This window comes from Streptomyces sp. NBC_01429 (assembly GCF_036231945.1).
Lineage (GTDB): Bacteria > Actinomycetota > Actinomycetes > Streptomycetales > Streptomycetaceae > Streptomyces.
Window position 1 is genome coordinate 1,990,243 of sequence record NZ_CP109599.1, and the last position, 24,749, is coordinate 2,014,991.

Here is a 24,749-nt window from a genome sequence, read left to right on the forward strand (position 1 = left end):
CTTCCGGCGAAAACGCTGATCAGGAGCCTACGAAGAGCACCAGCAGCAGCCAGACGACCGGCGCCGTCGGCAGCAGGGAGTCCAGCCGGTCCATGATGCCGCCGTGGCCCGGCAGCAGCGTGCCCATGTCCTTGATGCCGAGGTCGCGCTTGATCATCGACTCGCCCAGGTCGCCGAGCGTGGCGCTGGCCGCGACCGCCAGGCCGAGGAGCAGCCCCTGCCACCAGTGCCCGCCGTCGATCATGAATTCCATGCAGAGCGCGCCGGCCACCATGGCGAAGAGGACGGCTCCGCCGAGCCCTTCCCTGGTCTTGCCGGGGCTGATGCGCGGCGCGAGCTTGTGGGTGCCGAAGCGCCAGCCGACGGCGTACGCGCCGGTGTCGCTGACGACCGTCAGCAGCAGGAACATCAGCACGCGCAGCGGGCCGTCGTCCGCCGTGAGCAGCAGCGCGACGAAGGTCGCCAGGAACGGTACGTAGAAGGCGGCGAAGACCCCCGCGGTCACGTCCTTGAGATAGCCCTCGGGCGGCTGCGCCATCCGCCAGACCAGCACCGCGAGGGCGGTGAGGGCCATGGCGACCCAGGCGCCCTCGGGACCGCGCGCGTATCCGGCGACGACCATCGCGGCGCCGCCCACGGCCAGCGGTACGAGCGGGGCCCTGATGCCCTTCTTCTCTTCCAGCCGTGAGGTCAGCTCCCACAGCCCGATGACCACCGCGACCGCTATGACGCCGACGAAGACGGCCTTGACGATGAAGAGGGACGCCGCGACCACCGCGCCGAGTCCGACGCCGACCCCTATGGCCGCTCGCAGGTCACGGCCGGCCCGCTTCTTCTGCGGCGGCGGTGGAGGGGCGGCCATGGGCTCCTGCGGAGTCTCGTCACGGAGTTCGTCACGGAATTCGTCGCCGAATCCGTCGGGCGCGATGGGCATGGGCCGAGTCTGCTGCGCCGCGTGCCCGTCGAAGGCGGGACCCGCCGGGATGGCCCCCTGGTCGGTCGGTCCCCGGTAACCGGCTGTCGGTGGGGCCCCCCGGGATGAGTCGTTCATCAGACCTCTAGCAGCTCGGCTTCCTTGTGCTTGAGCAGCTCGTCCACCTGCGTGACGTACTTCGCGGTGGTGTCGTCGAGCTCCTTCTCGGCGCGACGGCCCTCGTCCTCGCCGACCTCGCCGTCCTTGATCAGCTTGTCGATGGTCTCCTTGGCCTTGCGACGCACGGCGCGGATGGAGATCTTGGAGTCCTCGGCCTTGGTCTTGGCGACCTTGATGAACTCCTTGCGGCGGTCCTGGGTCAGCTCGGGGAAGACCACCCGGATGATATTGCCGTCGTTGCTCGGGTTGACGCCGAGGTCGGAGTCGCGGATCGCCTGCTCGATGTTGCGCAGCGCGCTCTTGTCGAACGGGGTCACCACGGCCATCCGCGCCTCCGGCACGGCGAACGAGGCGAGTTGGTTGATCGGGGTCAGGGCACCGTAGTAGTCCGCCACGATCTTGTTGAACATCGCCGGGTGCGCGCGCCCGGTACGGATCGCGGCGAAGTCGTCCTTGGCGACCAGGACGGCCTTCTCCATCTTCTCCTCGGCCTCGAGGAGGGTCTCTTCGATCACCACTTGCTCCTGCGTGTCTTGAGTGGCCCGGCACGTTGACCGGCCGGCGGAACCTGCGTCGCGTCTTGTTCCTGCACGGTGTCCGACCGGCAGGGCTTTGTCCATCCCCGTGCGGGGCCCTCCGGAGTCAGTCCCGGGTGCCCTGGTCGCTCACGAGTGTGCCGATCTTCTCACCCTTGACCGCACGCGCGATATTGCCCTCGGTCAGCAATTCGAAGACGAGGATCGGCAGTTTGTTGTCCTGGCACAACGTGATCGCGGTCATGTCGGCGACGCGCAGATCGCCGGCGATGACCTCGCTGTACTCCAGCGCGTCGAACTTCACCGCGTTCGGGTTGGCCTTGGGGTCGGAGTCGTACACCCCGTCCACCCCGTTCTTCCCCATCAGCAGCGCCTCGGCGTCGATCTCCAGGGCGCGCTGGGCGGCGGTGGTGTCGGTGGAGAAGTAGGGCATGCCCATGCCGGCGCCGAAGATGACGACGCGGCCCTTCTCCAGGTGGCGTACGGCGCGCAGCGGGATGTACGGCTCCGCGACCTGGCCCATGGTGATGGCCGTCTGGACGCGGGAGTCGATGCCCTCCTTCTCCAGGAAGTCCTGGAGGGCCAGGCAGTTCATGACCGTACCGAGCATGCCCATGTAGTCGGAGCGCGCCCGGTCCATGCCGCGCTGCTGGAGTTCGGCGCCGCGGAAGAAGTTGCCGCCGCCGATGACGACCGCGATCTGGGCGCCGTCCCTGACGACGGCGGCGATCTCGCGGGCCACGGCGTGTACGACATCGGGGTCGACGCCGAGCGCTCCCCGGCCGGCGAACGCCTCACCGGACAGCTTCAGCATGAAACGTCCGTGCTTCGTGCCGCTCTTCGTGCCGTCGTCGATGTGGTCGGCCTGATTCATGGAGATCTCCTCGTGCACATACGAAGAAGGCCATTGCCGGGGGTCCTTGCGGTTCCCTGTACGGCAATGGCCTCCTCGTCAGATCTGCGATCGCCCGGCGCGTGACGCGGGCGACTGCCTCAGACCCTATCGGGGTCCGTGGTTGATCGCGTACGGACTCAGACGCCGACCTTGATGCGCGTGAAGCGCTCCAGGGCCACGCCGGCCTCGTCCAGGATCTTCTGGACGGACTTCTTGTTGTCCTTGGCGAACGCCTGCTCCAGGACGACGACGTCCTTGAAGAAACCGTTGACGCGTCCCTCGATGATCTTCGGAAGGGCGGCCTCGGGCTTGCCCTCCTCGCGGGAGGTCGCCTCGGCGACGCGGCGCTCGTTCTCGACCGTCTCGGCCGGGACCTCGTCGCGGTTCAGGTACTTCGGCGCGAACGCGGCGATGTGCTGCGCGACGTCCTTGGCGACCTGGGCGTTCTCCTTGTCCAGCTGGACAAGGACGCCGACCTGCGGCGGGAGGTCGGGCATGGTGCGGTGCATGTACGCCGCGACGTAACCGCCGGTGAACTGCGCGAAGCGGTCCAGGACGATCTTCTCACCGAGGTTGGCGTTGGCCTCGTCGACGTACGCCTGCACGGTCTTGCCGGCCTCGATCTCGGAGGCGAGCAGCGCCTCCAGGTCGGCCGGGGAGGTGGCGGCGACGTGCGCGACGAGGGCGTTGGCCACGGCCTGGAACTTGTCGCCCTTGGCGACGAAGTCCGTCTCGCACTTGAGCTCGACCAGCACACCGGAGGAGTTGTCGTCGGCGATGAGGGCGACGACGGCCCCGTTCTCGGCGGAACGGCCCTCGCGCTTGGCGACGCCCTTCTGGCCCTTGACGCGGAGCAGCTCGACGGCCTTGTCGACGTTGCCGTCGGCCTCGTCCAGCGCCTTCTTGCAGTCCATCATGCCGACGCCGGTCAGCTCGCGGAGCTTCTTGACGTCAGCGGCGGTGAAGTTCGCCATGATCTGTAATTCTCTTTCGGAGGTCTGAAAGATCTACGGGTGAACGGCGGGGGCCGGTGGGCCCCCGCCGTCAACTGCCGAACCTTGGTGAAGGTCAGGCCTGCTCGGCGTCCGTGGCCGGGGCGGCCTCGGCGGCGGGGGCGTCGGCCTCGGCGGCCGGGGCCTCAGCGGCCGGAGCCTCGGCAGCGGCCTCGGCCGGCTTCTCGGCCTCGGCGGCGGCCGGAGCGGCCTCGGCGGGCTTCTCGGCGTCGTCCTTCTTCTCACCTTCGAGAAGGTCGCGCTCCCACTCGGCGAGGGGCTCGCCGGCGGCCTTCTCGCCCGGCTTCGAGTCACCGGTGGCGACGCCGGAACGGGCGATGAGGCCCTCGGCGACGGCGTCGGCGATCACGCGGGTGAGCAGGGTGACGGAGCGGATCGCGTCGTCGTTGCCCGGGATCTTGTAGTCGACCTCGTCGGGGTCGCAGTTGGTGTCGAGGATCGCGACGACCGGGATGTGGAGCTTGCGCGCCTCACCGACGGCGATGTGCTCCTTCTTGGTGTCGACGATCCAGACGGCGCTGGGCACCTTCTGCATCTCGCGGATACCACCGAGGGTCTTCTCCAGCTTGGCCTTCTCGCGGGAGAGGACCAGCAGCTCCTTCTTGGTGAGGCCGGAGGCGGCCACGTCCTCGAAGTCGATGAGCTCGAGCTCCTTCAGACGCTGAAGGCGCTTGTAGACGGTGGAGAAGTTGGTGAGCATGCCGCCCAGCCAGCGCTGGTTGACGTAGGGCATGCCCACGCGCGTCGCCTGCTCGGCGATCGCTTCCTGCGCCTGCTTCTTGGTACCGACGAACATGATGGAACCGCCGTGGGCGACGGTCTCCTTGACGAACTCGTAGGCGCGGTCGATGTACGACAGCGACTGGAGCAGGTCGATGATGTAGATGCCGTTGCGCTCCGTGAAGATGAAACGCTTCATCTTCGGGTTCCAGCGGCGGGTCTGGTGACCGAAGTGGACGCCGCTTTCCAGCAGCTCCCGCATCGTGACGACGGCCATGGCCGTACTCCTTGAGATACTCGGTTGTCGCGTCCGCCGGACGGCAGTCGCGCCTGACGCCCCGGCCGCGCTGTGCCACGGAGGACCGAGAAGCGCTGACATCGGCTTCAGAAGGCCGATGGCGGGGCGTGCGAAGTCGATCCGGTGGCCCGGATCGCCACATGAAGTGTACGGGACCTTCGCACCTCCGGGTGACGGAGCTGTCCACAACCGGTCGGTACTCCACAGATCCGGCCCATGATCAGCGCGCTCGCGGGATCCGCGCGACAGTGCGGGACATGGTCACTTTCCGTGTTCTCGCCTGCGCGCTCGCCCTGATGTTCCTCGTCGCGCCCGGCCGGTCCGCCGTCGGCGCGACCGCCGTCCCGGTCGCTCTCCCGGCCGCTCTCCCCGCCGAGGGGGGCGCTCCCGACGGCGGCCGGGCCTGGCCGTTGGGCTCACGCCCGGCGGTGGAGCGGGGCTGGCAGCCGCCGGCCTCGGCGTACGGTCCCGGTCACCGGGGCGTGGATCTCGCCGCGCCGGCCGGTGCGACGGTACGGGCGGCGGCGGCCGGCCGGGTCTCGTTCACCGGCCGGGTGGCGGGGCGCGGGGTGCTCTCCCTCACCCTGCCGGGGACCGGCGATCCCGCGCTGCGCACCACGTACGAGCCGGTGGAGCCGCTGGTCGAGAAGGGCGAGCTGGTGGTCGCCGGGCAGCCGGTGGCGACACTGGCTGCCGGTCCCTGGCACTGCGCGACGGGCTGTCTGCACTGGGGGCTGCGGCGGGGTAGGACCTATCTGAACCCGCTGTCCCTGCTCCCCGCCGAGCTGCTGCGCCGCAGGCCGTCACGGCTGCTGCCGGTCCTGGGCGTCCCCGAACCGGACCCGACACCGACACCGACACCGGCCCCGGCGCCTGCCCCGGCGCTGGTGCCACCGGGACGGTACGGGGCGTGGCCGGGTCAGCCCCGTACGCCACGCAGCGCCATGGACACGGCCGCCTCGACGATCTCCGGGGGCACCTCGGCGGCGCCGAGTTCGATCCGCCGGACCGCCGCGTCCACGATGCCCTGGAGGAGCATCGCGGCCAGCCGGGGATGTTCGTGGCCCAGGTCGGCGAGGGCCTCCACGATCATGGCGATCAGACCGCCGTGAGCGGCGCGGATCTTCTCCCTGGCGCCCGCGTCCAGCTCGCTGGCGGAGATGGCGACGACAGCGCGGTGGCGCCGGTCCCCGACCAGGGCGAGCTGCCGGCGCACATACGCCTCGATCTTGTCCTCGGGGGTGTCCGCGCCGTCCATGGCGGCCTCGACCTCGGCCGCCCAGACCGGGAAGTCGACCGCGCACAACTCCTCGACGACGGCCGCGCGCGAGCGGAAGTACTCGTAGACGGAGGACCGCGCGAGGCCCGTGCGCTCGGCGAGGGCGGGGAAGGTCAGCGCCTCCGTACCGCCTTCGGACAGCAGGGAGCGCGCGGCGTCCAGCAGGGCGCCGCGTTGCATGGTCCGGTGCTCGGCCACGGAGGCCGCTCGAATCCTGGGCACCCCACCACTCTACGGATGGGGCGGCGGCGGCACAGCGTCAGCGTCCGACGTCGGCCAGCTTGGCGCGCAGCTGGAGCACCGACTTTGTGTGGATCTGGCTGACCCGGCTCTCGGTCACGCCGAGGACATTGCCGATCTCCGCGAGGGTGAGCCCCTCGTAGTAGTAGAGCGTGACCACCGTCTTCTCCCGGTCGGGCAGGGTGTTGATGGCGCGCGCCAACAGCCGTCTCAGCTCCCGGTCCTCGGCGACCTCCACCGGATTATCGGCGGCGGTGTCCTCCAGGGTGTCCATCAGGCTGAGCCGGTCGCCGCCCTCACCGCCGACGTGCAGCAGCTCCTCCAGCGCCACGACGTTCGCCAGGGACAACTGGCTGAAAACCGCGTGCAGTTCCTCCAGGGCGATCCCCATCTCAGCGGCCACCTCGCTCTCCGAGGGCGTACGCCGCAGCTGCGCCTCCAGCGTGGCGTAGGCACGCTCCACCGCCCTCGCCTTCTGCCGCACGGAGCGCGGAATCCAGTCGAGGGCCCGCAGTTCGTCGATCATCGCGCCACGGATCCGGGTGATCGCGTATGTCTCGAATTTGATCGACCGCTCGATGTCGAACTTCTCGATGGCGTCGATGAGTCCGAAGACCCCGGAGGAGACGAAGTCGGCCTGCTCGACATTGGACGGCAGCCCGACGCTCACCCGGCCGGCGACATACTTCACCAGCGGCGAGTAGTGCAGGATCAACTGCTCGCGCAGCCGTCCGTCACCCGTGGTCTTGTACGAACGCCACAGCTCGTCGAGTGACGAGGGCTCGGGGGGCCGCACGCCGCTCCGGGCAGCCGGGGGCGCTGCCGCGCGGTCAGACCCGGAGGTGTGCTGGGGCATGCGTCGCCTTGAGCCGTTCTGCGTGAAGTGTGGGGGCGGGGAGTACGGGGGGAGAGAGTACGAGCGGGTGGAAGTACGAGCGGGGGGAGTTCTGTCGGAGCGGAATGCAGGTGAGCGTAGCGTGACCGCAGAGTCGCTCTGCGCGAGGAGTGGACGGCCGCGTCCGCCCCGGGCACCCTCCGTCGGCCACATCTTTGATCAGGGGCCGACGTGGGTCGCGCCGGCCCTCCGGGTGCCACCGACGGAGGAGCGAGGATCAGCTGCCTACACCCTTTCACCCGAATGCCCCAGGTCAAGTACCGCCTCGCCGCGTGGCCCGGCCGGTGTCGGACGGGGCGTCAACTGCCATCCGTCGCCGCACCGTTCGACAAACCCCAACGAGTGGAGTTCGTACAGCCTGCCGAGCGCCTCGTCCACGGTCGTCCCGGCTTCCCGGGCCACCTCACGCCCTTCGGCCGCGCCCCGGGCCGGCAGCGCCTCCAGCACCCGGGCGCTGGCGGGGTCCAGCAGGTCCCTGGCGAGTACGGGACCACGGCGCGACGGGGCCAGTTCGCCGATGTCGCCCACCAGTTCCGCCACTTCGGCCGCGTCGGTGACCAGCACGCCTTCCCCGCGCAGCAGTTCGTGCACACCGGCCGACAGCCCGCTGGTGGCGGGCCCCGGCACGCCCATCGTGAACCGGCCGAGCCGCTGCGCGCAGCGCGCGGTGACCAGGGATCCGCTGCGGTACTCGGCCTCCACCACGACCGTTCCCCTGGTGAGGGCGGCGATCACCCGGTTGCGCAGAACGAATCTGCTGCGGGTGGGATGATCGCCGGGCGGCAGCTCCGCGACCAGCAGGCCCTGTTGCGCGATGCGTCCGATCAGCTCGGCGTGGCCGGGCGGATAGACCTTGTCGACTCCGCTGGCCAGTACGGCGACGGTGGCCCCGCCGGCCGACAGCGCGCCCCGGTGGGCGGCGCCGTCGACTCCGAAGGCGGCGCCGGACGTCACCACCCAGCCGCGCTCGGCCAGACCGGCGCCCAGAGTCGCCGCCATATGTGCCCCGTAAGGAGTACACGCCCTGGCGCCCACGACGGCGACGGACCGCAGTGACCAGATCCGCAGATCCGGTCCGCCGCGCACCCACAGACCGATGGGGCGGGCCGCTTCGAGGTCGTCGAGCTGGCTGGGCCACTCCGGATCACCGGGGCAGACGAACCGGCCGCCGAGCGCGGCGATCGCCGCCAGATCGCGCTCGGGAAGCGCCGCTCCGGCCCGGATCCGGTAACCGCCGAGCCGTTCTCCGGTGACGCCGGTGAGCCGCTCCCGGCCGGCGTCCGGCGAGCTGAGCAGCTCCAGCAGCCCGACGGCGCCGAACCGCCGCAGCCACCGGCCGCCGCGCTCGTCCCCAGGCTCGAACACCCGGGTGAGCGCGGCCCGGGCCAGCCTCTCGTCCGTCCCGACGGGCGTCATGACGCACCCCCGGCCGCCGCGGTCGCGCCGCGCGCGATACCGGTGCGCAGCTCCAGCGCGAGCGCCACATCACGCACCTGCGGGCGGTCGTGCCCGGCCAGATCCGCGATCGTCCAGGCCACCCGCAGCACCCGGTCCATACCGCGCGCGGTCAGCAGTCCGCGCTCCAGATCCCGTTCGGCCGCGGCGAGCGCCCCGGGAGCGACCGGCCAGCGGGTGCGCAGCTCATGGCCGGGGATCTCGCTGTTGACCGACCAGGGCGTGCCGTCCAGCCGGACCGACGACCGCGCCCTGGCCTCCCGTACCCGCTCCGCGACCACCGCCGTCGACTCCCCCCGGCCCGACTGTCCCAGCAGGTCAGCCTGGTTGACGGGCTGGACGTCGACGCGCAGATCGACCCGGTCGAGCAGCGGCCCCGACAGCCGTGACTGGTAGCGGCGGACCGCCGAGGGCGGGCATTCGCACCCGGCGCCGTGCAGTGTGTGCCGCCCGCACGGGCAGGGGTTGGCCGCCAGGATCATCAGGAAGCGCGCCGGCAGGCGCACCACCCCGGCGCTGCGCGCGACCACCACATGACCGGACTCCAGCGGCTGGCGCAGCGCGTCCAGCGCCCGCCCCGAGAATTCCGGCGCCTCGTCCAGAAAAAGCACGCCGCGGTGTGCCAGGGAGACCGCGCCCGGTCTCGGCAGCCCGTTCCCACCGCCGACGAGCGACTGCATGGTGGCCGAGTGGTGCGGCGCGCAGTAGGGCGCGGTACGCACGAGGGGCTCCCCCGGCGGCAGCATCCCGGCCACCGAGTGCACGGCGGTGACCTCCAGGGACTCCTGGTCGCTCAGCGGCGGCAGGACGGCCGGCAGCCGCTCCGCCAGCATGGTCTTGCCCGCGCCCGGCGGACCGTGGAGGAGCAGATGGTGTCCGCCGGCTGCCGACACCTCCAGAGCCGCACGGGCCGCCTGCTGACCGGCCACGTCCGCCAGATCCGGCCGGTGTTCCCCGGCTCCGGCGCGGACGGCCAGGCCGGTGCCCACCCCGGCTCCCGGGACCAGCAGCCCGGCGAGCATCGGATCGGGGCGGCCGGGCTCGGGCTCCGTCGGCTCCTCGGGCACCGGCTCGTCGGTCAGCACCGCGATCAGCTGCCGCAGGCTCCGCACCCCGAGGACCGATACCCCGGGCACGAGGGACGCCTCGCCCGCCGTCCGCTCGGGGACGACCACCTGCCGGTAGCCCGCCTCGGCCGCGGCGAGCACGGCGGGCAGCACCCCGCGCACCGGCCTGACGCGGCCGTCGAGCCCCAGCTCGCCGATCAGCACCAGATCGGCGATGGCCCCGGGGTCGATCCGTTCGGCGGCGCCGAGCACGGCCGCCGCGACGGCCAGATCGAAACCGCTGCCGCCCTTCGGCACGGAGGCGGGGCTCAGCCCCACCGTGAGTTTCTTCTGCGGCCACTCCCCGCCGGAGTTCACCACCGCCGCCCTGACCCGGTCCCGGCTCTCCACCAGGCTCTTGTCCGGCAGCCCGACCAGGGTGAAGGCGGCGACTCCCGGCTCCAGATCGGCCTGGACCTCGACGACCACGCCCTCGACCCCGACCAGCGCCACCGAACACGCGCGTGCGAATCCCATCAGGCCACCCCCCGTACGTGCTCGACCACGGGGGCGCCCCTGCTGGGCAGCACCACTCCGATCAGGTCGATGCGCACTCCGCCGGGCGGCGGTCCGCCGGACCGCTCCAGCCAGCAGGCGGCGAGCCGTCTGAGCCGGTCGGCCTTGACGGGCGTGACCGCCGCCATGGGATGTTCGAACGAGCCGGCCCTGCGGGTCTTGACCTCGCAGACGACCAGCACCTCTCGGCCCCGGGACTCGGTGTCCCTGGCCACGATGTCGATCTCGCCGGTCCTGCCGCACCGCCAGTTGCGGGCCACCACGGTCATCCCCGCCGCGACCAGCCGTCGCGCCGCCAGATCCTCGCCGTATCGCCCGAGCGCCCCCGTAGCGTTCATATCGGCACCACCTCCGGCACCGACTCTGCCGCGATCTCCCGGAGTCGGTGGATCTTGGTGGAGAACCCCGGGATTGTGGACAACTCGCTCACTCCTCGGAGTGAGCGAGGTCCGCCCTCAGCCCGTCTGCGCCTCAGCGCCGTCGGCGCCTCAGCCCGTCTGCGCCTCAGCCCGTCTGCGCCTCAGCCCCTCGGCGCCCTCGGCCCAGCAGTGCCCTCAGCGGCGCGTTCAGCAGTGCGGCAGTGCGGCAGTGTCTTCAGCAGCAGCCCATCAGCCGCCGGGCATTTCGAGGTCGCTCTTGTTCAGCTCCTCGATATTCACGTCCTTGAAAGTGAGCACGCGGACCTGTTTGACGAATCTGGCCGGCCTGTACATGTCCCAGACCCAGGCATCGGCCATCGTGACCTCGAAGAAGACCTCACCCTGGACGGAGTGCACCTGCATCTCGTAGTCATTCGTGAGATAGAAACGCCGCTCGGTCTCGATCACGTACTTGAACAGACCGACGACATCTCGATACTCCCGGTAGAGCTTCAGCTCCATCTCGGTCTCGTATTTTTCGAGGTCCTCGGCGCTCATGGCATGTTCCCCTTCAGCCGTACGTCCCCCCATTGTGCTCCGGCCGCCGCTCCCCTCAGACGTTTTCGGGGGCGAGAACCACCGGCGCACCGGGAGGACCCTCGTCGAGCAGCGTGCGCAGCAGCTCGGCGAGCCTGGTCGGATACACCGTCTCACGCGCCGCCGACAGTTCGGCGGAGGTCCACCACCTCGACCCGGCGACACTGCGCAGCTCCAGCTCGGTCAGCCCGGCCGGGGAGGTCTCGGTCTGTGCCGTACGGGCCAGAAAGTACCACTCGTCCTGATGCCAGCGGCGCCCGTCGAACGGGAACGAGCAGGTCCGGCGCCAGAGCACGGGCCCCAGCTCCACCTGGGTGATCCCCGTCTCCTCGGCCAGCTCCCGCAGCGCGGCCTCCGCGCGGCTCTCGCCGCCCTCCAGACCGCCGCCCGGTGTGAACCACCAGTTGTTGTCCGGGTCGTCCGGCTCATGGCCGTGCAGCAGCAGGATCCGGTCCCGCGGATCCAGCAGCACCACCCGGGCCACCTTGCGCGGCGCCCCGCCGCTCTCCTCGGCTGTCCCCTGCTCGGCTGCCCCCTGCTCGGCTGTCCCCCGCTCGGCTGTCCCCTCCTCGGGTGCCGCCTCATCGCGTGCCACGCGCGGGCACCTCCTCCTTGCGCCGGCCGGCGCCGCGCGAGCGGGTGGCGAGCCGTGCGACCGGCCCGTACAGCGCACCGCCGAAGATCAGCGCCACCCCCGCCAGCACCGCCGCGACGATCGGCTTCACCGGGCCGGGCTCGGAGACCCCGCCCGGCAGCGCCGCGAAGCCGTCCGGCCGGGCGATCAGACCGCCCAGCGGCCAGACCACCGCGTCCACGCGCGCGTTCACCGCCGAGCGCGGCACCGAGCCCTGCCCGGGGTCCTGGAGGTGGACCCGGGAGTCCAGGGAGCCGCTGCGTTCATCGCCGAGCAGGAACAGCTGGCCCGTGGGCACCGTCGCGTCGAAGTCGCTCGTGGACGCCCGTCCGCCGATCATTCCCTGGACGTACGGTTCCTCGACGGACTTGCCGTTCACGGTGAGCCGGCCGTCGGCGTCGCAGCAGGCGATCTTGTCGCCGCCGATGCCGACCACCCGCTTCACCATCGGCATGTCGCCCCACTGCGCGTCGGTGAAGACCACCACATCGCCCCGGCGTACCTCGTCGCCGGATATCCGCTGGGCCAGCACCCGGTCCCCGGCCTTCACGGTCGGGTCCATCGAGTTGGTCGGCACGGCATACGGCCGGTACACGACGGCGGCCCACACGAATCCGCCGACGAAGAGCACACAGCCGACGGCCACGGCCAGCCCCGACAGCGCACTGCCGAGACGGCCGCGGCCGTCGTTCCTACGTCCTGTCGCGCTCATCCCAGCACTCCCCCGGTCTCCGGAGAACGATCGCCCCGCGCGGCGGAGCGTGATCCTCGGACTTAGACGATCCGGGACGGCACCCTACCCGCCGGTCCGCGTGCGGGTCAGCCTCCTCCTGCGCCACAGGACCAGCGGGACAGCTCCGGCGAGACCGAGCGCCCCCGGGACGGCTGCCGGGGCGACCGCGGCGGCCGCGCTCAGCCCCGACTGGTCGAAGGTGCCGGGCACCGGAAGCATCGACCAGCGGTTGACGGGCCAGGCCACTACGAAGGCGCGGCCGACGACCTTGTCGTTGGGAACCGTGCCGTTGCCGTCCAGCTCCTGGTGGTACCGGGAGTCCAGCGAGTTCTGCCGGTGGTCGCCCATCACCCAGATCCGCTCCTTGGGCACCTTGATCGGCCCGAACGGCTTGTCGTCACAGGGCGTATTGCCCGGGTAGATGAAGTCCGTCTCGTTGAGCGCGTGGCCATTGACCGTGACCTTGCCGCCCTTCTTGCACTCCACCGTGTCGCCACCGACCGCGATGACCCGCTTGATCAGGTCCTTCTCCTCGGCGGACGGCATCAGTCCGATGAAGCTCAGGAAGTGCTGCACCATGTTGGGCTCCACCGTCGGGGTGTCCCCCAGCCAGCTGTCCGGGTCGTGGAAGACCACGACCTCGCCGCGCTGCGGCTCCGCTCCGAACCAGGGCGTCAGCTTGTCCACCAGCACCCGGTCGCCCCGCTGCAAGGTGTCCTGCATGGAGTCCGAGGGAATCGAGAACGCCTGCACCAGGAAGGTCTTGATCACCAGCGCGAGCGCCAGCGCGATGAGGATCAGGAGCGGCAGCTCCTTCCAGAAGGAGCGTGGCTTGGCCGTCACCGGCGCGCCCTCCCCGTCGTCCCGCTCGCCGTCGCTCCGCTCGGCGCCGCCCGGCCCGCCGCCGCCGCTCCGTTCACCGTCGTCGTCACCGAATCGCGCTGTCCGGTCCGTCACGGGTTCGGGCGACTCGGCGAGCTGCTCGCGTCCCTCCTCGGGATCGTCGTGTCCGGATCGTGCGCCGACCGCCACATCCCCCACATCCACTCCTTACTCCGTGCGAATACTCCGTGAGATCGCCTGCCCCGGAGACGGGACAGGCCCACCACTCCCATAACGAGCGGGAGTTCCGCAGGGCTCGGGAGCCGCGGCAATCCGTTCAGATCTCGCGGAGACACACTATTCGACAGCGCTGGCACCGGCGTCGGCGCGGGAGTCGCGTCGGGGACCGAGGCGTAGGTGTCGCGCTGTTCGAGGCCGGTCCAGTGGCTGAAGGGCCAGGCGATGTAGACGGCGCGGCCGACGACCTCGTCCTGCGAGACCGTACCGCCGTACTCCTCCTGGAGGTGGAAGCGGGAATCGGCCGAATTGGACCGGTGGTCGCCCATCACGAAGTAGCGGCCGGCGGGCACCTTCACCTCGAAGGAGATGGTGGAGGGCGCGTCGCCCGGCTGGATGTACGGCTCGGTGAGCGGCATGCCGTTGACGGTGACCTTGCCGTTCTGGTCGCAGCACTTGACGGTGTCACCGCCGACCGCGACGACGCGCTTGATCAGGTCCTGCTCGTCGGCGGACGGCAGCAGCCCGATGGAGGTGAGCACCTGCTTGGCGCCCTTGACGACCGCCGGGGAGTTGTCCGGCGGGGGCTTCTCGTCGTCCAGCCAGCCGCCGGGGTCCTTGAAGACCATGACGTCGCCGCGCTGGGGCTTCGAGCCGAACCAGGGCGTCAGCTTGTCCACCAGCACGCGGTCGCTGATCCTGATCGTCTGTTCCATCGACCCCGACGGGATGACGAACGCCTGTACCAGGAAGGTCTTGAGGACGACCGCTATCACCAGCGCCACGGTGACGAGGATCGGGATCTCCTTCATCGCGTTGCGCTGGCGGCGCGTCTTGACCCGGCGGGCGAGCTTGCGCCGCTCGGCACGTCCCGGCAGCGCCCGGCCCGTCGTGGGCCGGCTGCCGGTCGGGAGCCGGGTGTCGGACCCGTGGGCGGCAGGACGCCGGCGCTTACCCATGAGCGCCCCCCGGGGCCGGGACGTCCCGGAAGGCGTCCGTACGCCCCGGAGCCGTCCAGCGGTCCAGCGGCCAGCCGATCCAGTCGGCCCTGCCGATCACCTTGTCCACCGGCACCATGCCGCCGCCGGGCTCGCCGAGATGGTCCCGGGAGTCGCGTGAGTTGCTGCGGTGATCGCCCATGACCCAGAGTCTTCCCCCGGGTACGACGATGTCGAAGGGGACGGCGGAGGGCTCGTCCCCCGGGTACAGATAGCGTTCTCCGACCGCACGGCCGTTCACCTCGACCCTGCCCCCCTTGTCGCAGCAGACCACCCGATCGCCTCCCACCCCGACCACGCGCTTGACGAAGTCGGTCTCGGCGGGCTCGGCGAGACCGAGGGCCGCGGCCGCCCGGTGCAGCAGGCCGGTGACGGGGTTCTCCCCCGGGGGCTCCTGGACGAAGGATCCGGTCCCGTCGAACACGACCACATCACCGCGCTCCGGCTCGGTACCGAAACGGTACGCCAACTTGTTGACGAGCACCCGGTCCCCCACCTGGAGGGTCGGCTCCATCGAGCCACTGGGGATCAGGAAGGGCTGGAGCACGAAGGTGCTGAAGAGGAGTACGAAAACGGCGCAGGTAAGACTCAGCAGTCCGGCCCGCCGCCAGGACAGCCGGGCGAGCCGCCGGGCCGCCGGGTCCGCTCCGCCCAGGGGTCCGCGACCGGTCTCGCCGTCCGGGACATCTTCGGTCCCGGCGTCCGGAACAGGTCCGGTCCCGGCGTCCGGAACAGATCCGGCCCCGGCGTCCGGAACAGGTCCGGAAAAACGCGCGGAGCGTGACCGGTCCCCGTCCCCCTCGGGGGGCGGGGACGAGCGGTCACGCTCCGTGTGCTGTGCTTCGGTGTCCATCGGGGCCAGATCTTATCCGGCGGCCGTGTGGACCCGGGCGGGAGTGGAACCCCGCGCCCCGTAGCGACGCGCTCAGCGGTCGCGCTTCTCCTTGATCTTCGCGGCCTTGCCGCGCAGCTCACGGAGGTAGTAGAGCTTGGCGCGACGGACGTCACCGCGGCTCACCAGCTCGATCTTCTCGAAGATCGGGCTGTGGACCGGGAAGGTGCGCTCCACGCCGACGGAGAAGGAGACCTTGCGGACCGTGAAGGTCTCGCTGATGCCCGAACCCTGGCGGCGGATGACGACACCCTTGAACTGCTGGATACGGGAGCGGTTGCCCTCGATGACGCGTACGTGGACGTTCACCGTGTCGCCGGGGCGGAAGGCGGGCAGGTCGGTACGGAGCGACGCGGAGGCGACGGCGTCGAGCAGGTTGGGCATGTCGTTCTGCTTCCTCGCTGATGCCACAGGTCATCAGCGGATGATCGAGAGAGAGTCTGGGTGCCGTTCGCGTCGGGCGGGCGTCGGTCCCCCTGTGGCAGGGGCGCACATCGGACGTACGGCAGCGGCCTATTCTTCCACGCCGTCCGGCCTGCGCCAAAATCGGCCGCCGGGCTCGGGCGACCAGCCCAGGATGGAGAGCGTCTCGCGGTCCTTCTTGTCGAAGGCCGCCGGGTCGCAACGCTCGATCAGATCGGGCCGGTTGAGCGCCGTACGGCGGAACGCCTCGTCCCGCCGCCACCGCGCGATCCTGCCGTGGTGGCCGCTGAGCAGGACGTCCGGGATGCCCCGGCCGCGCCACTCGGGCGGCTTGGTGTAGACGGGCCCCTCCAGCAGATCGGCCATGGCGCCGGGGGCGAAGGAGTCGTCGCGGTGCGACTCGGCGTTGCCGAGGACCCCGGGCAGCAGCCGGGCCACGGCCTCGGTGATCACGAGCACGGCCGCCTCGCCGCCCGCGAGCACGTAGTCCCCGATGGAGACCTCCACGACCGGTATCCGGGTCGCGTACTCCTCCACGACCCGGCGGTCGATGCCCTCGTAACGGGCGGGCGCGAAGATCAGCCAGGGGCGTGCGGACAGCTCGACGGCGAGTTCCTGGGTGAAGGGGCGCCCGCTGGGGGTGGGGACGACGAGGACCGGGCCGCGTGCGTCCGCCTCGTAACCGTCGGCCAGCACCTCGTCCAGCGCCTCGCCCCAGGGCCCGGTCTTCATGACCATGCCGGGACCGCCGCCGTACGGGGTGTCGTCCACCGTGTTGTGCCGGTCGCGCGTCCAGCTCCGGAGGTCGTGCACATGGACGTCGAGCCGACCGCTCGCGCGGGCCTTGCCGACGAGCGAGACGTGCAGCGGGTCCAGGTACTCCGGGAAGATCGTGACGACGTCGAGCCTCATCGGTCGCCGTCCCCGCCGCGCCCTTCGCCTTCGCCGTCCTGGGCGACGGAACCGCCGCCGGAGTCGCCGCCGGCGGCGATCTCCGCGCGGTCGTCGATCAGTCCCGGGGGCGGGTCGATGACGGCCCGCTGCTCCTCCAGGTCGATCTCGGTGACGATCTCCTCGACGAAGGGGATCATCACCTCGCTGCCGTCGGGGCGCTCCACGATGAACAGGTCCTGCGAGGGCAGATGGGAGATCTCGGTGATCCGGCCGATCTCCGTACCGTCGGCCAGCACCACATCGAGGTCCATCAGCTGATGGTCGTAGAACTCCTCCGGGTCCTCGGGGAGTTCCTCCGGGTCGATCTCGGCGATCAGCAGGATATTGCGCAGCGCCTCGGCGCCGGTGCGGTCGCGTACGCCCGCGAAGCGCAGCAGCAGCCTGCCGCTGTGCACCCGGCCGGTCTCGATCGTCAACGGTCCGGCCGAGGCCGGCTCCGTGCCGAGTACGGCGCCGGGTCCGAGCCGCAGTTCGGGCTCGTCCGTACGCACCTCAACGGTGACCTCACCCTTGATGCCATGAGCGCGGCCGATCCGCGCGACAACCAACTGCACGCTGCGCTGCTCCTTTAGCGGCCGGACCGCCGCCCGCTCGCGCGGAGGAGTCGTCTGCCGTGGTGGTTCGTTGATGGCGGCCGGTCAGCACCGGAAACGGACACGGGCCGGGGAGGGCCGCCGTGGCCTTCCCCGGCCCGAGCCGGTGTTCAGCTGTGTCAGCGGACCTGGTCCACGTCGATGAGATCGACGCGGATGCCGCGGCCGCCGATGGCGCCCACAACGGTCCGCAGAGCACGTGCGGTGCGGCCGTTGCGGCCGATCACCTTGCCGAGGTCGTCGGGGTGCACCCGGACCTCCAGCACCCGGCCGCGCCGCAGGTTGCGCGAGGCGACCTGCACTTCGTCCGGGTTGTCGACGATGCCCTTCACGAGGTGCTCAAGAGCCTCCTCGAGCATGCTCAGGCCTCGGTCGACTCGGCGGCGGCCGGGGTCTCGGCCTCGTCCGCCTTCTTGTCGGCCTTCTTCGCCTTCGGGGTGATGGCCTCACCCTTCGGCTCGTCGCCGTCCTTCGTGAGCGCCTCGAAGAGGGCCCGCTTGTCGGCCTTCGGCTCCGGCTGGAGCAGCGGCGCGGGGGCCGGCAGGCCCTTGTGCGCCTGCCAGTCACCGGTCAGCTTGAGGATCGCGAGAACCGGCTCGGTCGGCTGGGCGCCGACGGACAGCCAGTAACGCGCGCGGTCCGAGTCGACCTCGATCCGCGAGGGGTTCTGCACCGGGTGGTACAGACCGATCTCCTCGATGGCCCGGCCGTCACGGCGGGTACGGGAGTCGGCGACGATGATGCGGTAGTGAGGCGAACGGATCTTGCCCAGACGCTTCAGCTTGATCTTGACTGCCACTGGAGTGGTGTCTCCTGGTCTTGACGTGGTTGGGCACACCGGGATGCCGCGTGGGGTTGCGGTACCCGATCCGCCCGATGGACGCGTCAGCCGGAGGAGAGAGGGGTCCTGTGCGACTGTCGAGTACAGCTGGCCATTCTGCCACACCCGGCGCCGGGGCCGGACCCGGCCCCGGGCGGGGTGGAACAGCGACGCTCAACTCGCAGCGGCGACCGCTTCCGGGATACGGAAGGGCTTGCCGCAGCCGCCGCAGACGATCGGCGCCTGGGCGAGGACCGACGGGACGACCCGTACGTTCCGCCCGCAGTCGCAGACCGCTTTGACGCGCACCCCTCCACCGGAGGAGCCGTGCCGGGCGGCCGGGCCGCGGAAGCTGCGCTTGGTGTCGGCGGCCGTCGCGACGGTGTGCGCCTTGAGGGCGCGCTGGAGTCGCTCGATGGTCGGGCGATATCGGCGCTTGGCCTCGGGGCTGAGCGCGACCAGCGAGAAACCGCTGCTGGGATGCGGTTCGTCGGGGTGGTCGAGGCCCATCTCCTCGGCGATCGCCAGGAATCTGCGGTTGTGGTAGCGGCCCGCGCGCGAGGTGTCACGGACACCTCTGGCCGCGGCGATGCCGTGGACCGCTTCGTGAAGCAGTCGTTCGAAGGAGAGCTCGGCGCCGCAGGCGGACGACGACTCTCCGATCAGGGACTCTGGCGCGGCAAGATCCGGCAGCTCGGGGTGGGACCGCTGAATGTCGGCCCACGCCTGTGCCAGCTCTGCGGCGAGAACAGGTGGTGTCGTGCTCACGTCGTGAACAACGAGCCGGAAGCCTCCCGGGTTCCATTACGGGGCATCCCAAATAATTTGCACGTACCCGTCAGTTGCCCTTGATGCGTCCTGACGAGGGCGGGTGCGTCGATCTGCGGAGAAAGCCTCGCAGCCCGTGGCAAGCCGGTACGTAGCGGCGGGTACGTAGCGGCGCGTAGACGATCTACGTCCAGCGGCACCGGCGGGCCGTGCGGCAGGCGCGCGCACCGCCCACCGGGGGCGTACGCGCCGGCTCCGGCGGGCACGGTGCTCGACGGCGACAGTACCGGGGGCCGCGTCCGCTTTACGCACCGCCCGCCCCGGGACGCCCGGTCCCACGCCGGTTCACAGCGCACCGATCCTCACCCATTTGGCCTATTTCCATCGCGCCGCGGAGCGACTTCGGGACGGCCGGGCCCCCGACCTCGGCACTTGCCGTGCGCCGGCGTCGCGAACCTCTCCCGGGGCGACGGGAACCGGCCATTCTCCAGAGGGCGCACTCCCGGAGCGCGCCCCCCATGACACCCGCCGGGCCCGGTCACCCACTGGACGCGGGCACGGATGGGGAGTTCTCTGGCTTACGGGGGATGTGAGCGCGCACGTACACGGGGGGCCGGCACGGCGGCACGGCCAACACCTCTCGGCGGATTGGGGCGCTATCCATGACACGTACGCTCACCCAGCACGATCAGCAGCCGTCACGTACGGCTCCGGCGCTCGCCGCGGACGCCGGTGGACGCGCCCGGGACTGGGCCGAGATCCAGGAACGGATGCTGGTCCCGCTCTACGAAGCGGTCTACGAACGCCTGGAGGTGCGCGCCGGGACCCGGGTACTCGGACTCGGCTGCGGCACCGGCCTCGCCCTGCTGCTCGCCACCACCCGGGGCGCGCGGGTGACCGGCGTGGACTCCGACACCGAACGGCTCGCGCTGGCCAGGGAGCGGCTGGCCGCGAGCGCGGACCACGACGGCGCCGCCGCACCGCCGCCGGGCGCCGGGACGCTGCTGCCGGAGGAGCGCATGGCCGACATGGCCGATGCCGGTACGGAGCCGGGACGCGCGCCGTACGACCTGATCACCGCGTTCCAGCCGATCGGCAGCGCGGCCGACGGCGCGCGGGGGCTCGGGCCGACGCTGCGGACGGCCATACCGCTGGCCGGGCGCGGCACCCCGGTGGTGCTGGCCGGCTGGGGGCCGCCGGAGCGGTGCGCCACGGACGCGGTGCTGCGGGTCGCCGGCCGGCTGACCGACCGGCTGCGCAAGGGCGGCTGGCACCCGGCGCACCGGGACGACCTGGAGGACGTCGCGGCGCGCGCCGGACTGAAACCGGACGGCTCGGGCCGGGTGGCGTGCCCCTTCGGGTACGCGGACCAGGACAGCGCGGTACGCGGGCTGCTGTCGACCGGGGTGTTCGACGGGGCGATCCGGGCGACGGACCGGCGGCAGGTGGAGAAGGAGATCGGCGAGGCGCTCCATCCCCATCTGCGGCGTGACGGCACGGTGTGGATGCCCAATGTCTTCCGGTACCTGATCGCCAGAACGCCCTGACTTCCCATGGGCGAGGGCTCGCCCATGGGAGGCATGGAGACGCCGGGCCGGTCCGAGGTGTGCGGGGAGGGCCCGAGGTGTGCGGGCCGGTCAGCCCATGAACTTCTTGAACTCGTCCGGCAGCTCGAAGGACTTGTCCGGCTCCGCCGCCGGCAGGCCGCCGCCCTCCGCGCGGCGTGCCGCCGCCGCCTGCTCCTCGGCCTTGCGCTTCATCGGGTTGCCCGAGCGCTGCTTGCCCTTCGCCTGCTTGACCTTCTTCTTCGCGCGGCCGGGGCCGCCGCCCATCCCCGGGACGCCCGGCATGCCCGGCATCCCGCCGCCCTGCGCCATCTTGGACATCATCTTGCGGGCGTCGAAGAAGCGCTCCACGAGGTTCTTCACGGCGCTGACCTCGACACCGGAACCCCGGGCGATACGGGCCCGGCGCGAACCGTTGATGATGACGGGGTCGTGGCGCTCGGCCGGGGTCATCGACTTGATGATCGCGGCGGTGCGGTCCACGTCCTTCTCGTCGATGTTGTTGATCTGGTCCTTGATCTGCCCCATGCCGGGCAGCATGCCGAGCAGCTTGGAGATGGAGCCCATCTTCCTGACCTGCTCCATCTGCGCCAGGAAGTCGTCCAGGGTGAAGTCCTTGCCACCCTTGCTGCTCGCCAGCTTGGAGGCCATCTTCTCGGCCTCGGCCTGGCTGAACGTCTTCTCGGCCTGCTCGATCAAGGTGAGCAGGTCACCCATGTCGAGGATGCGCGACGCCATGCGGTCCGGGTGGAACGCGTCGAACTCGTCCAGCTTCTCGCCGTTGGACGCGAACATGATCTGCTTGCCGGTGACGTGCGCGATGGAGAGGGCCGCGCCGCCCCGGGCGTCGCCGTCGAGCTTGGAGAGGACGACACCGTCGAAGCCGACACCGTCGCGGAACGCCTCCGCCGTGTTGACGGCGTCCTGGCCGATCATCGCGTCCACGACGAAGAGGACCTCGTCGGGGCTGACGGCGTCGCGGATGTCCGCGGCCTGGCGCATCAGCTCCTCGTCGATGCCGAGACGGCCCGCCGTGTCGACGATGACGACGTCGTGCTGCTTGGTCTTCGCGTACTCGACGGAGTCCTTGGCGACCTTGACGGGGTCGCCGACGCCGTTGCCCGGCTCGGGGGCGTACACCGCGACCCCCGCGCGGTCGGCGACCACGGAGAGCTGGGTGACGGCGTTGGGGCGCTGGAGGTCACAGGCGACGAGCAGCGGGGTGTGGCCCTGGCCCTTGAGCCAGAGGCCGAGCTTTCCGGCGAGGGTGGTCTTACCGGCACCCTGGAGACCGGCGAGCATGATCACGGTCGGCGGCTGCTTGGCGAAGCGCAGGACGCGGGTCTCGCCGCCGAGGATGCCGATCAGCTCATCGTTGACGATCTTGATGACCTGCTGGGCGGGGTTCAGCGCCTGGGAGACCTCGGCGCCGGCCGCGCGCTCCTTGACCTTCGCGATGAAGGCGCGGACGACGGGCAGCGCCACGTCGGCTTCGAGCAGGGCGATGCGGATCTCGCGGGCCGTGGCGTCGATGTCCTCCGGGCTGAGGCGCCCTTTGCCCCGGAGGCTCTTGAATGTGGCTGCGAGGCGGTCGGAGAGAGTATCGAACACGGCGGTCGCGAATCCTCGGTGTCGGGAGCGGGTGGGGGCCCGTTCCGCGCGGTGCGGGACAGACCGTCCCCCAGGGTATCCGGCCGCGCGCGGTGCGGTCTGCCCCGTGGGTGGGTGGACCGTACGTGGACCGGTACGACGGGGAGGAACGGGCTCCGCCCCCGGTCGTACGGAACGGCCGCGCGGCGCCGTCCGGGACGGCGCCGCGCGACGCGGTCCTGGTCAGCCGCGCAGCGCCGTCTCCACCGCGCTCGCCAGCTCGGCGGCGTCCGCCGCCGGGAGGGGGCGACCGCGCTCGGTGGTGACGTAGAAGGCGTCCACGGCGTTGGCGCCCAGGGTGGAGACGTGCGCGCTGCGCACCCGTACCGCCGCCGTCTCCAGCGCGTGGCCGATGCGGTGCAGCAGCCCCGGCGCGTCCTGGGCGCGCACCTCGATGACGGTCGCGTGCCGGGAGGCGGTCGGGGCGACCGTGACGCGCGGCGGCGGGGCCTGCACGCCCCGGCGGCGGGGGTAGGCGGCCTCGCGCTCGGCGAGCCTGGCGCGGATGTCCAGGGAGCCGTCCAGGGCGCGGACCAGATCGGCGCGCAGCCGGGCCGCCTGCGGCAGGGAGCCGTAGGCGGCGGCCACCCGCCAGCTCAGCAGCAGGACCTCGGAGGTGCCCAGCTCGGTGGGGAGTTCGACGGCGCGCAGATCGGCCGCCCGCACGGTGAGCCGGTGCAGGGCCAGCACCCCGGCGGCGGCGGGCAGCACGCCGGGCCGGTCGGGCAGGGCGATGAGCAGCTCGACGCCGACGGGTTCGGGCGTGGTGTCCTGGCCCGCGCCGTCCGCCGTCTCCCTCGGGGGCTCGGTCTGGGCGTGCAGCGCCAGGACGGGACCGCCGGTGCGCAGCGCCTCGACGGCGAGGCGTTCCTGTTCCGCGCTGGGCGCGGTGGGCTCCGGCTCGGCGGGGTCGTCGCCCGCGAGGACGGCGGCCACCCGGGCGACGAGGTCGGTGACGAGCGAGGCGCGCCAGGACGACCAGGCGGCGGGCCCGGTGGCGAGCGCGTCGGCCTCGGTGAGGGCGTGCAGGAGTTCCAGCGTGGTGAGCGAGCCGACCCGGGCGGCGACCGAGCCGACGGTGGCGGGGTCGTCCAGGTCGCGCCGGGTCGCGGTGTCGATGAGCAGCAGGTGGTGGCGGACCACGGTGGCGATGACGGCCATGTCCTCGCGGTCGAAACCGATCCGGGCGGCGACGTCGCGGGCGATGACCTCACCGGCCACGGAGTGGTCGCCGGGCCAGCCCTTGCCGATGTCGTGCAGCAGCGCGCAGACCAGCAGGAGGTCGGGGCGGCCGACGCGGCGGGTCAGGGAGGACGCCTGGACGGCGGTCTCCACGAGGTGCCGGTCGACGGTCCAGGTGTGGACGGGGTTGCGCTGGGGGCGGCAGCGGACCCGCTCCCAGTCCGGCAGCAGCCCGCTGATCAGTCCCTCGGCTTCGAGCGCCTCCCAGACGGGGACGGTCGACTCGCCCGCGCCGAGCAGCGTGACGAGTTCCTCGCGGGCCTCGGCGGGCCAGGGCACCGGCAGTGGCTTGGCCGCGACGGCGAGGCGGCGTACGGCGTGCAGGGAGATCGGCAGCCCGGCCTGCGCGGCGGCGGCCGCGGCGCGCAGCGGCAGCACGGAGTCGCGCTCGGGCCGCGCGGTGCGGGCGAGGACGACCTCGCCGTCCTGTTCGACGACGCCCTCGGCGAGCGGGGTGCGGTCGGGCGCGGGTTTGCCGCCGAGCATGGCCCGCAGCCTGGGGCGTACGGACCGGGAGCGCAGCACCCGGTTGACCTCGCGCCAGGTGACGTCGGAGGCGTACGAGACGGTGCGCGCGGCCTCGTACACCTGGCGCAGCAGGGCGTCGGCGTCGAGCAGGCCGAGTTCGGTGGCGACGGTGTCCTGTTCCTGGAGGGCGAGCCGGTCGGTGGCGCGGCCGGTGGTCAGGTGCAGGGCGTCGCGGGCGTCGAGGAGCCGGCGGCGGGCGTCGGCGAGCCCTTCGCGGGGCGCGTCGGCGAGCCAGGAGGCGGCGACGGCGCGCAGCGCGGTGGCGTCGCGCAGGCCGCCCCTGGCCTCCTTGAGGTCGGGTTCGAGCAGGAATTGCAGCTCGCCCTGGCGCTCTGCGCGTTCCCGGCAGAGTTCGTCCAGGGCGGGCAGGCGTTTGGCGGCGGTGTTGCGCCAGTCGGCGAGGACCGCGGTGCGTACGCCGGTGACGAGGCCGAGATCGCCGGCGATGTGGCGGGCGTCGAGGAGCCCGAGCTGCACCTTGAGGTCGTCGGCGGCGGTCCTGCGCACCTCGGCGGGGGTGCGGACGGAGTGGTCGAGGGCGAGTCCGAGGTCCCAGACCGGGTACCAGACCCGGTCGGCGAGGGCCGCGACGGCGGCCGGGGACGACTTGCCGTCGTGCAGGAGCAGCAGGTCGAGGTCGCTGCGCGGGGAGAGTTCCCCGCGTCCGTAGCCGCCGACGGCGACGAGGGCCGCGCCCTGGACCGAGGTCTCCCGGGCGGCGGTGGTGAACAGCGCGTTCAGCCAGTCGTCGGTGAGCCGGGCGAGCGCGGCACGGCGCGGCGGCCCGGACCGCGCCTTCTCCTGGAGGAGGCGCAGCCGGGCCGCCGCGTAACCGCTGGGTCCCGAGTCTGTCTGTTCGGTGGTCTCTTCGAGGCTCGTCACCCAGTC

General features: G+C 71.6%; 23 protein-coding genes and 3 pseudogenes. 2 read left to right on the forward strand and 24 right to left on the reverse strand.

Features of this window, described 5'->3' with window-relative positions:
- Window positions 1-19: 19 nt before the first annotated feature.
- From OG627_RS08120 to rpsB, 5 genes are all read right to left on the reverse strand, one after another.
- Entirely contained in the window at window positions 20-1,051 is a 1,032-nt protein-coding gene (locus OG627_RS08120; RefSeq protein WP_329062902.1) for a phosphatidate cytidylyltransferase, read from the reverse strand.
- Window positions 1,051-1,608, reverse strand: a complete 558-nt coding sequence (gene frr, locus OG627_RS08125; protein WP_329062903.1) for a ribosome recycling factor — start codon at window positions 1,606-1,608, stop codon at window positions 1,051-1,053. The genes OG627_RS08120 and frr overlap by 1 nt, the downstream gene beginning before the upstream one ends.
- Before the next feature lie 127 nt (window positions 1,609-1,735).
- Window positions 1,736-2,503 (reverse strand): UMP kinase, encoded by a 768-nt coding sequence (gene pyrH / locus OG627_RS08130; RefSeq protein WP_329062905.1) that lies wholly within the window; start codon window positions 2,501-2,503, stop codon window positions 1,736-1,738.
- A 158-nt stretch (window positions 2,504-2,661) separates the two neighbouring features.
- On the reverse strand, window positions 2,662-3,498 hold the full coding sequence (tsf, locus tag OG627_RS08135; RefSeq protein ID WP_329062907.1) for a translation elongation factor Ts: 837 nt from the start codon (window positions 3,496-3,498) through the stop codon (window positions 2,662-2,664).
- A 94-nt stretch (window positions 3,499-3,592) separates the two neighbouring features.
- On the reverse strand, window positions 3,593-4,534 hold the full coding sequence (rpsB, locus tag OG627_RS08140; RefSeq protein WP_329062909.1) for a 30S ribosomal protein S2: 942 nt from the start codon (window positions 4,532-4,534) through the stop codon (window positions 3,593-3,595).
- A gap of 317 nt (window positions 4,535-4,851) precedes the next feature.
- On the opposite strand from rpsB, the pseudogene OG627_RS08145 reads away from it, so the two are divergent.
- Window positions 4,852-5,259, forward strand: a pseudogene (locus OG627_RS08145) (peptidoglycan DD-metalloendopeptidase family protein); the annotation flags it as partial.
- A gap of 215 nt (window positions 5,260-5,474) precedes the next feature.
- On the opposite strand, the gene OG627_RS08150 reads toward OG627_RS08145, so the two are convergent.
- The 17 genes and pseudogenes from OG627_RS08150 to OG627_RS08230 all read right to left on the reverse strand — a co-directional run bounded on the left by OG627_RS08150 (window position 5,475) and on the right by OG627_RS08230 (window position 18,876).
- Window positions 5,475-6,014: a TetR/AcrR family transcriptional regulator gene (locus tag OG627_RS08150; protein ID WP_329072476.1), complete on the reverse strand. Its 540-nt coding sequence runs from the start codon at window positions 6,012-6,014 to the stop codon at window positions 5,475-5,477.
- Window positions 6,015-6,093: 79 nt separating this feature from the next.
- Window positions 6,094-6,930, reverse strand: a complete 837-nt coding sequence (gene whiG / locus OG627_RS08155) for an RNA polymerase sigma factor WhiG (protein ID WP_329062911.1) — start codon at window positions 6,928-6,930, stop codon at window positions 6,094-6,096.
- A gap of 292 nt (window positions 6,931-7,222) precedes the next feature.
- A pseudogene (dprA, locus tag OG627_RS08160) lies at window positions 7,223-8,385 on the reverse strand (DNA-processing protein DprA).
- Window positions 8,382-10,007: a YifB family Mg chelatase-like AAA ATPase gene (locus OG627_RS08165; protein ID WP_329062915.1), complete on the reverse strand. Its 1,626-nt coding sequence runs from the start codon at window positions 10,005-10,007 to the stop codon at window positions 8,382-8,384. Before OG627_RS08165 ends, dprA begins: the two are co-directional and overlap by 4 nt.
- Window positions 10,007-10,384 carry a YraN family protein gene (locus OG627_RS08170; RefSeq protein WP_329062917.1) on the reverse strand — a complete coding sequence of 126 codons (378 nt, stop codon included), beginning with the start codon at window positions 10,382-10,384 and terminating at the stop codon, window positions 10,007-10,009. The genes OG627_RS08165 and OG627_RS08170 overlap by 1 nt, the downstream gene beginning before the upstream one ends.
- A gap of 270 nt (window positions 10,385-10,654) precedes the next feature.
- Window positions 10,655-10,963, reverse strand: coding sequence for a DUF2469 domain-containing protein (locus OG627_RS08175; RefSeq protein ID WP_114621795.1), 309 nt, complete (start codon window positions 10,961-10,963; stop codon window positions 10,655-10,657).
- A gap of 55 nt (window positions 10,964-11,018) precedes the next feature.
- Window positions 11,019-11,486: an NUDIX hydrolase gene (locus OG627_RS08180; RefSeq protein WP_329072478.1), complete on the reverse strand. Its 468-nt coding sequence runs from the start codon at window positions 11,484-11,486 to the stop codon at window positions 11,019-11,021.
- A 97-nt stretch (window positions 11,487-11,583) separates the two neighbouring features.
- Window positions 11,584-12,348 carry a signal peptidase I gene (gene lepB, locus OG627_RS08185; RefSeq protein WP_329062921.1) on the reverse strand — a complete coding sequence of 255 codons (765 nt, stop codon included), beginning with the start codon at window positions 12,346-12,348 and terminating at the stop codon, window positions 11,584-11,586.
- Between the two features lie 84 nt (window positions 12,349-12,432).
- Window positions 12,433-13,401, reverse strand: a complete 969-nt coding sequence (gene lepB, locus OG627_RS08190) for a signal peptidase I (protein WP_329072480.1) — start codon at window positions 13,399-13,401, stop codon at window positions 12,433-12,435.
- A pseudogene (gene lepB, locus OG627_RS08195) lies at window positions 13,298-14,387 on the reverse strand (signal peptidase I). The gene lepB (OG627_RS08190) and the pseudogene lepB (OG627_RS08195) overlap by 104 nt, the downstream one beginning before the upstream one ends.
- A complete protein-coding gene (gene lepB / locus OG627_RS08200) occupies window positions 14,380-15,279 on the reverse strand; it encodes a signal peptidase I (RefSeq protein ID WP_329062923.1) in 900 nt (299 codons plus the stop codon). The pseudogene lepB (OG627_RS08195) and the gene lepB (OG627_RS08200) overlap by 8 nt, the downstream one beginning before the upstream one ends.
- A 72-nt stretch (window positions 15,280-15,351) precedes the next feature.
- Window positions 15,352-15,702, reverse strand: a complete 351-nt coding sequence (rplS, locus tag OG627_RS08205) for a 50S ribosomal protein L19 (RefSeq protein WP_329062925.1) — start codon at window positions 15,700-15,702, stop codon at window positions 15,352-15,354.
- A 129-nt stretch (window positions 15,703-15,831) separates the two neighbouring features.
- Window positions 15,832-16,653, reverse strand: coding sequence for a tRNA (guanosine(37)-N1)-methyltransferase TrmD (trmD, locus tag OG627_RS08210; RefSeq protein ID WP_329062927.1), 822 nt, complete (start codon window positions 16,651-16,653; stop codon window positions 15,832-15,834).
- Window positions 16,650-17,249: a ribosome maturation factor RimM gene (rimM, locus tag OG627_RS08215; protein WP_329062929.1), complete on the reverse strand. Its 600-nt coding sequence runs from the start codon at window positions 17,247-17,249 to the stop codon at window positions 16,650-16,652. The genes trmD and rimM overlap by 4 nt, the downstream gene beginning before the upstream one ends.
- Window positions 17,250-17,407: 158 nt before the next feature.
- A complete protein-coding gene (locus tag OG627_RS08220; protein ID WP_030351741.1) occupies window positions 17,408-17,647 on the reverse strand; it encodes an RNA-binding protein in 240 nt (79 codons plus the stop codon).
- 2 nt (window positions 17,648-17,649) lie between these two features.
- Window positions 17,650-18,087 carry a 30S ribosomal protein S16 gene (gene rpsP, locus OG627_RS08225; RefSeq protein WP_114621803.1) on the reverse strand — a complete coding sequence of 146 codons (438 nt, stop codon included), beginning with the start codon at window positions 18,085-18,087 and terminating at the stop codon, window positions 17,650-17,652.
- Window positions 18,088-18,282: 195 nt separating this feature from the next.
- Window positions 18,283-18,876, reverse strand: coding sequence for a hypothetical protein (locus OG627_RS08230; protein WP_329062934.1), 594 nt, complete (start codon window positions 18,874-18,876; stop codon window positions 18,283-18,285).
- A gap of 662 nt (window positions 18,877-19,538) precedes the next feature.
- Here OG627_RS08230 and OG627_RS08235 point away from each other — a divergent pair.
- A complete protein-coding gene (locus OG627_RS08235; RefSeq protein ID WP_329062936.1) occupies window positions 19,539-20,423 on the forward strand; it encodes a methyltransferase domain-containing protein in 885 nt (294 codons plus the stop codon).
- A gap of 90 nt (window positions 20,424-20,513) precedes the next feature.
- Here the strand turns inward: OG627_RS08235 and ffh are convergent, their stop codons facing one another.
- Window positions 20,514-22,052, reverse strand: coding sequence for a signal recognition particle protein (gene ffh / locus OG627_RS08240; RefSeq protein ID WP_329062938.1), 1,539 nt, complete (start codon window positions 22,050-22,052; stop codon window positions 20,514-20,516).
- A 222-nt stretch (window positions 22,053-22,274) separates the two neighbouring features.
- Complete coding sequence (locus OG627_RS08245; protein ID WP_329062940.1) at window positions 22,275-24,743, reverse strand: [protein-PII] uridylyltransferase; 2,469 nt, start codon at window positions 24,741-24,743, stop codon at window positions 22,275-22,277.
- Between the last annotated feature and the right edge of the window lie 6 nt (window positions 24,744-24,749).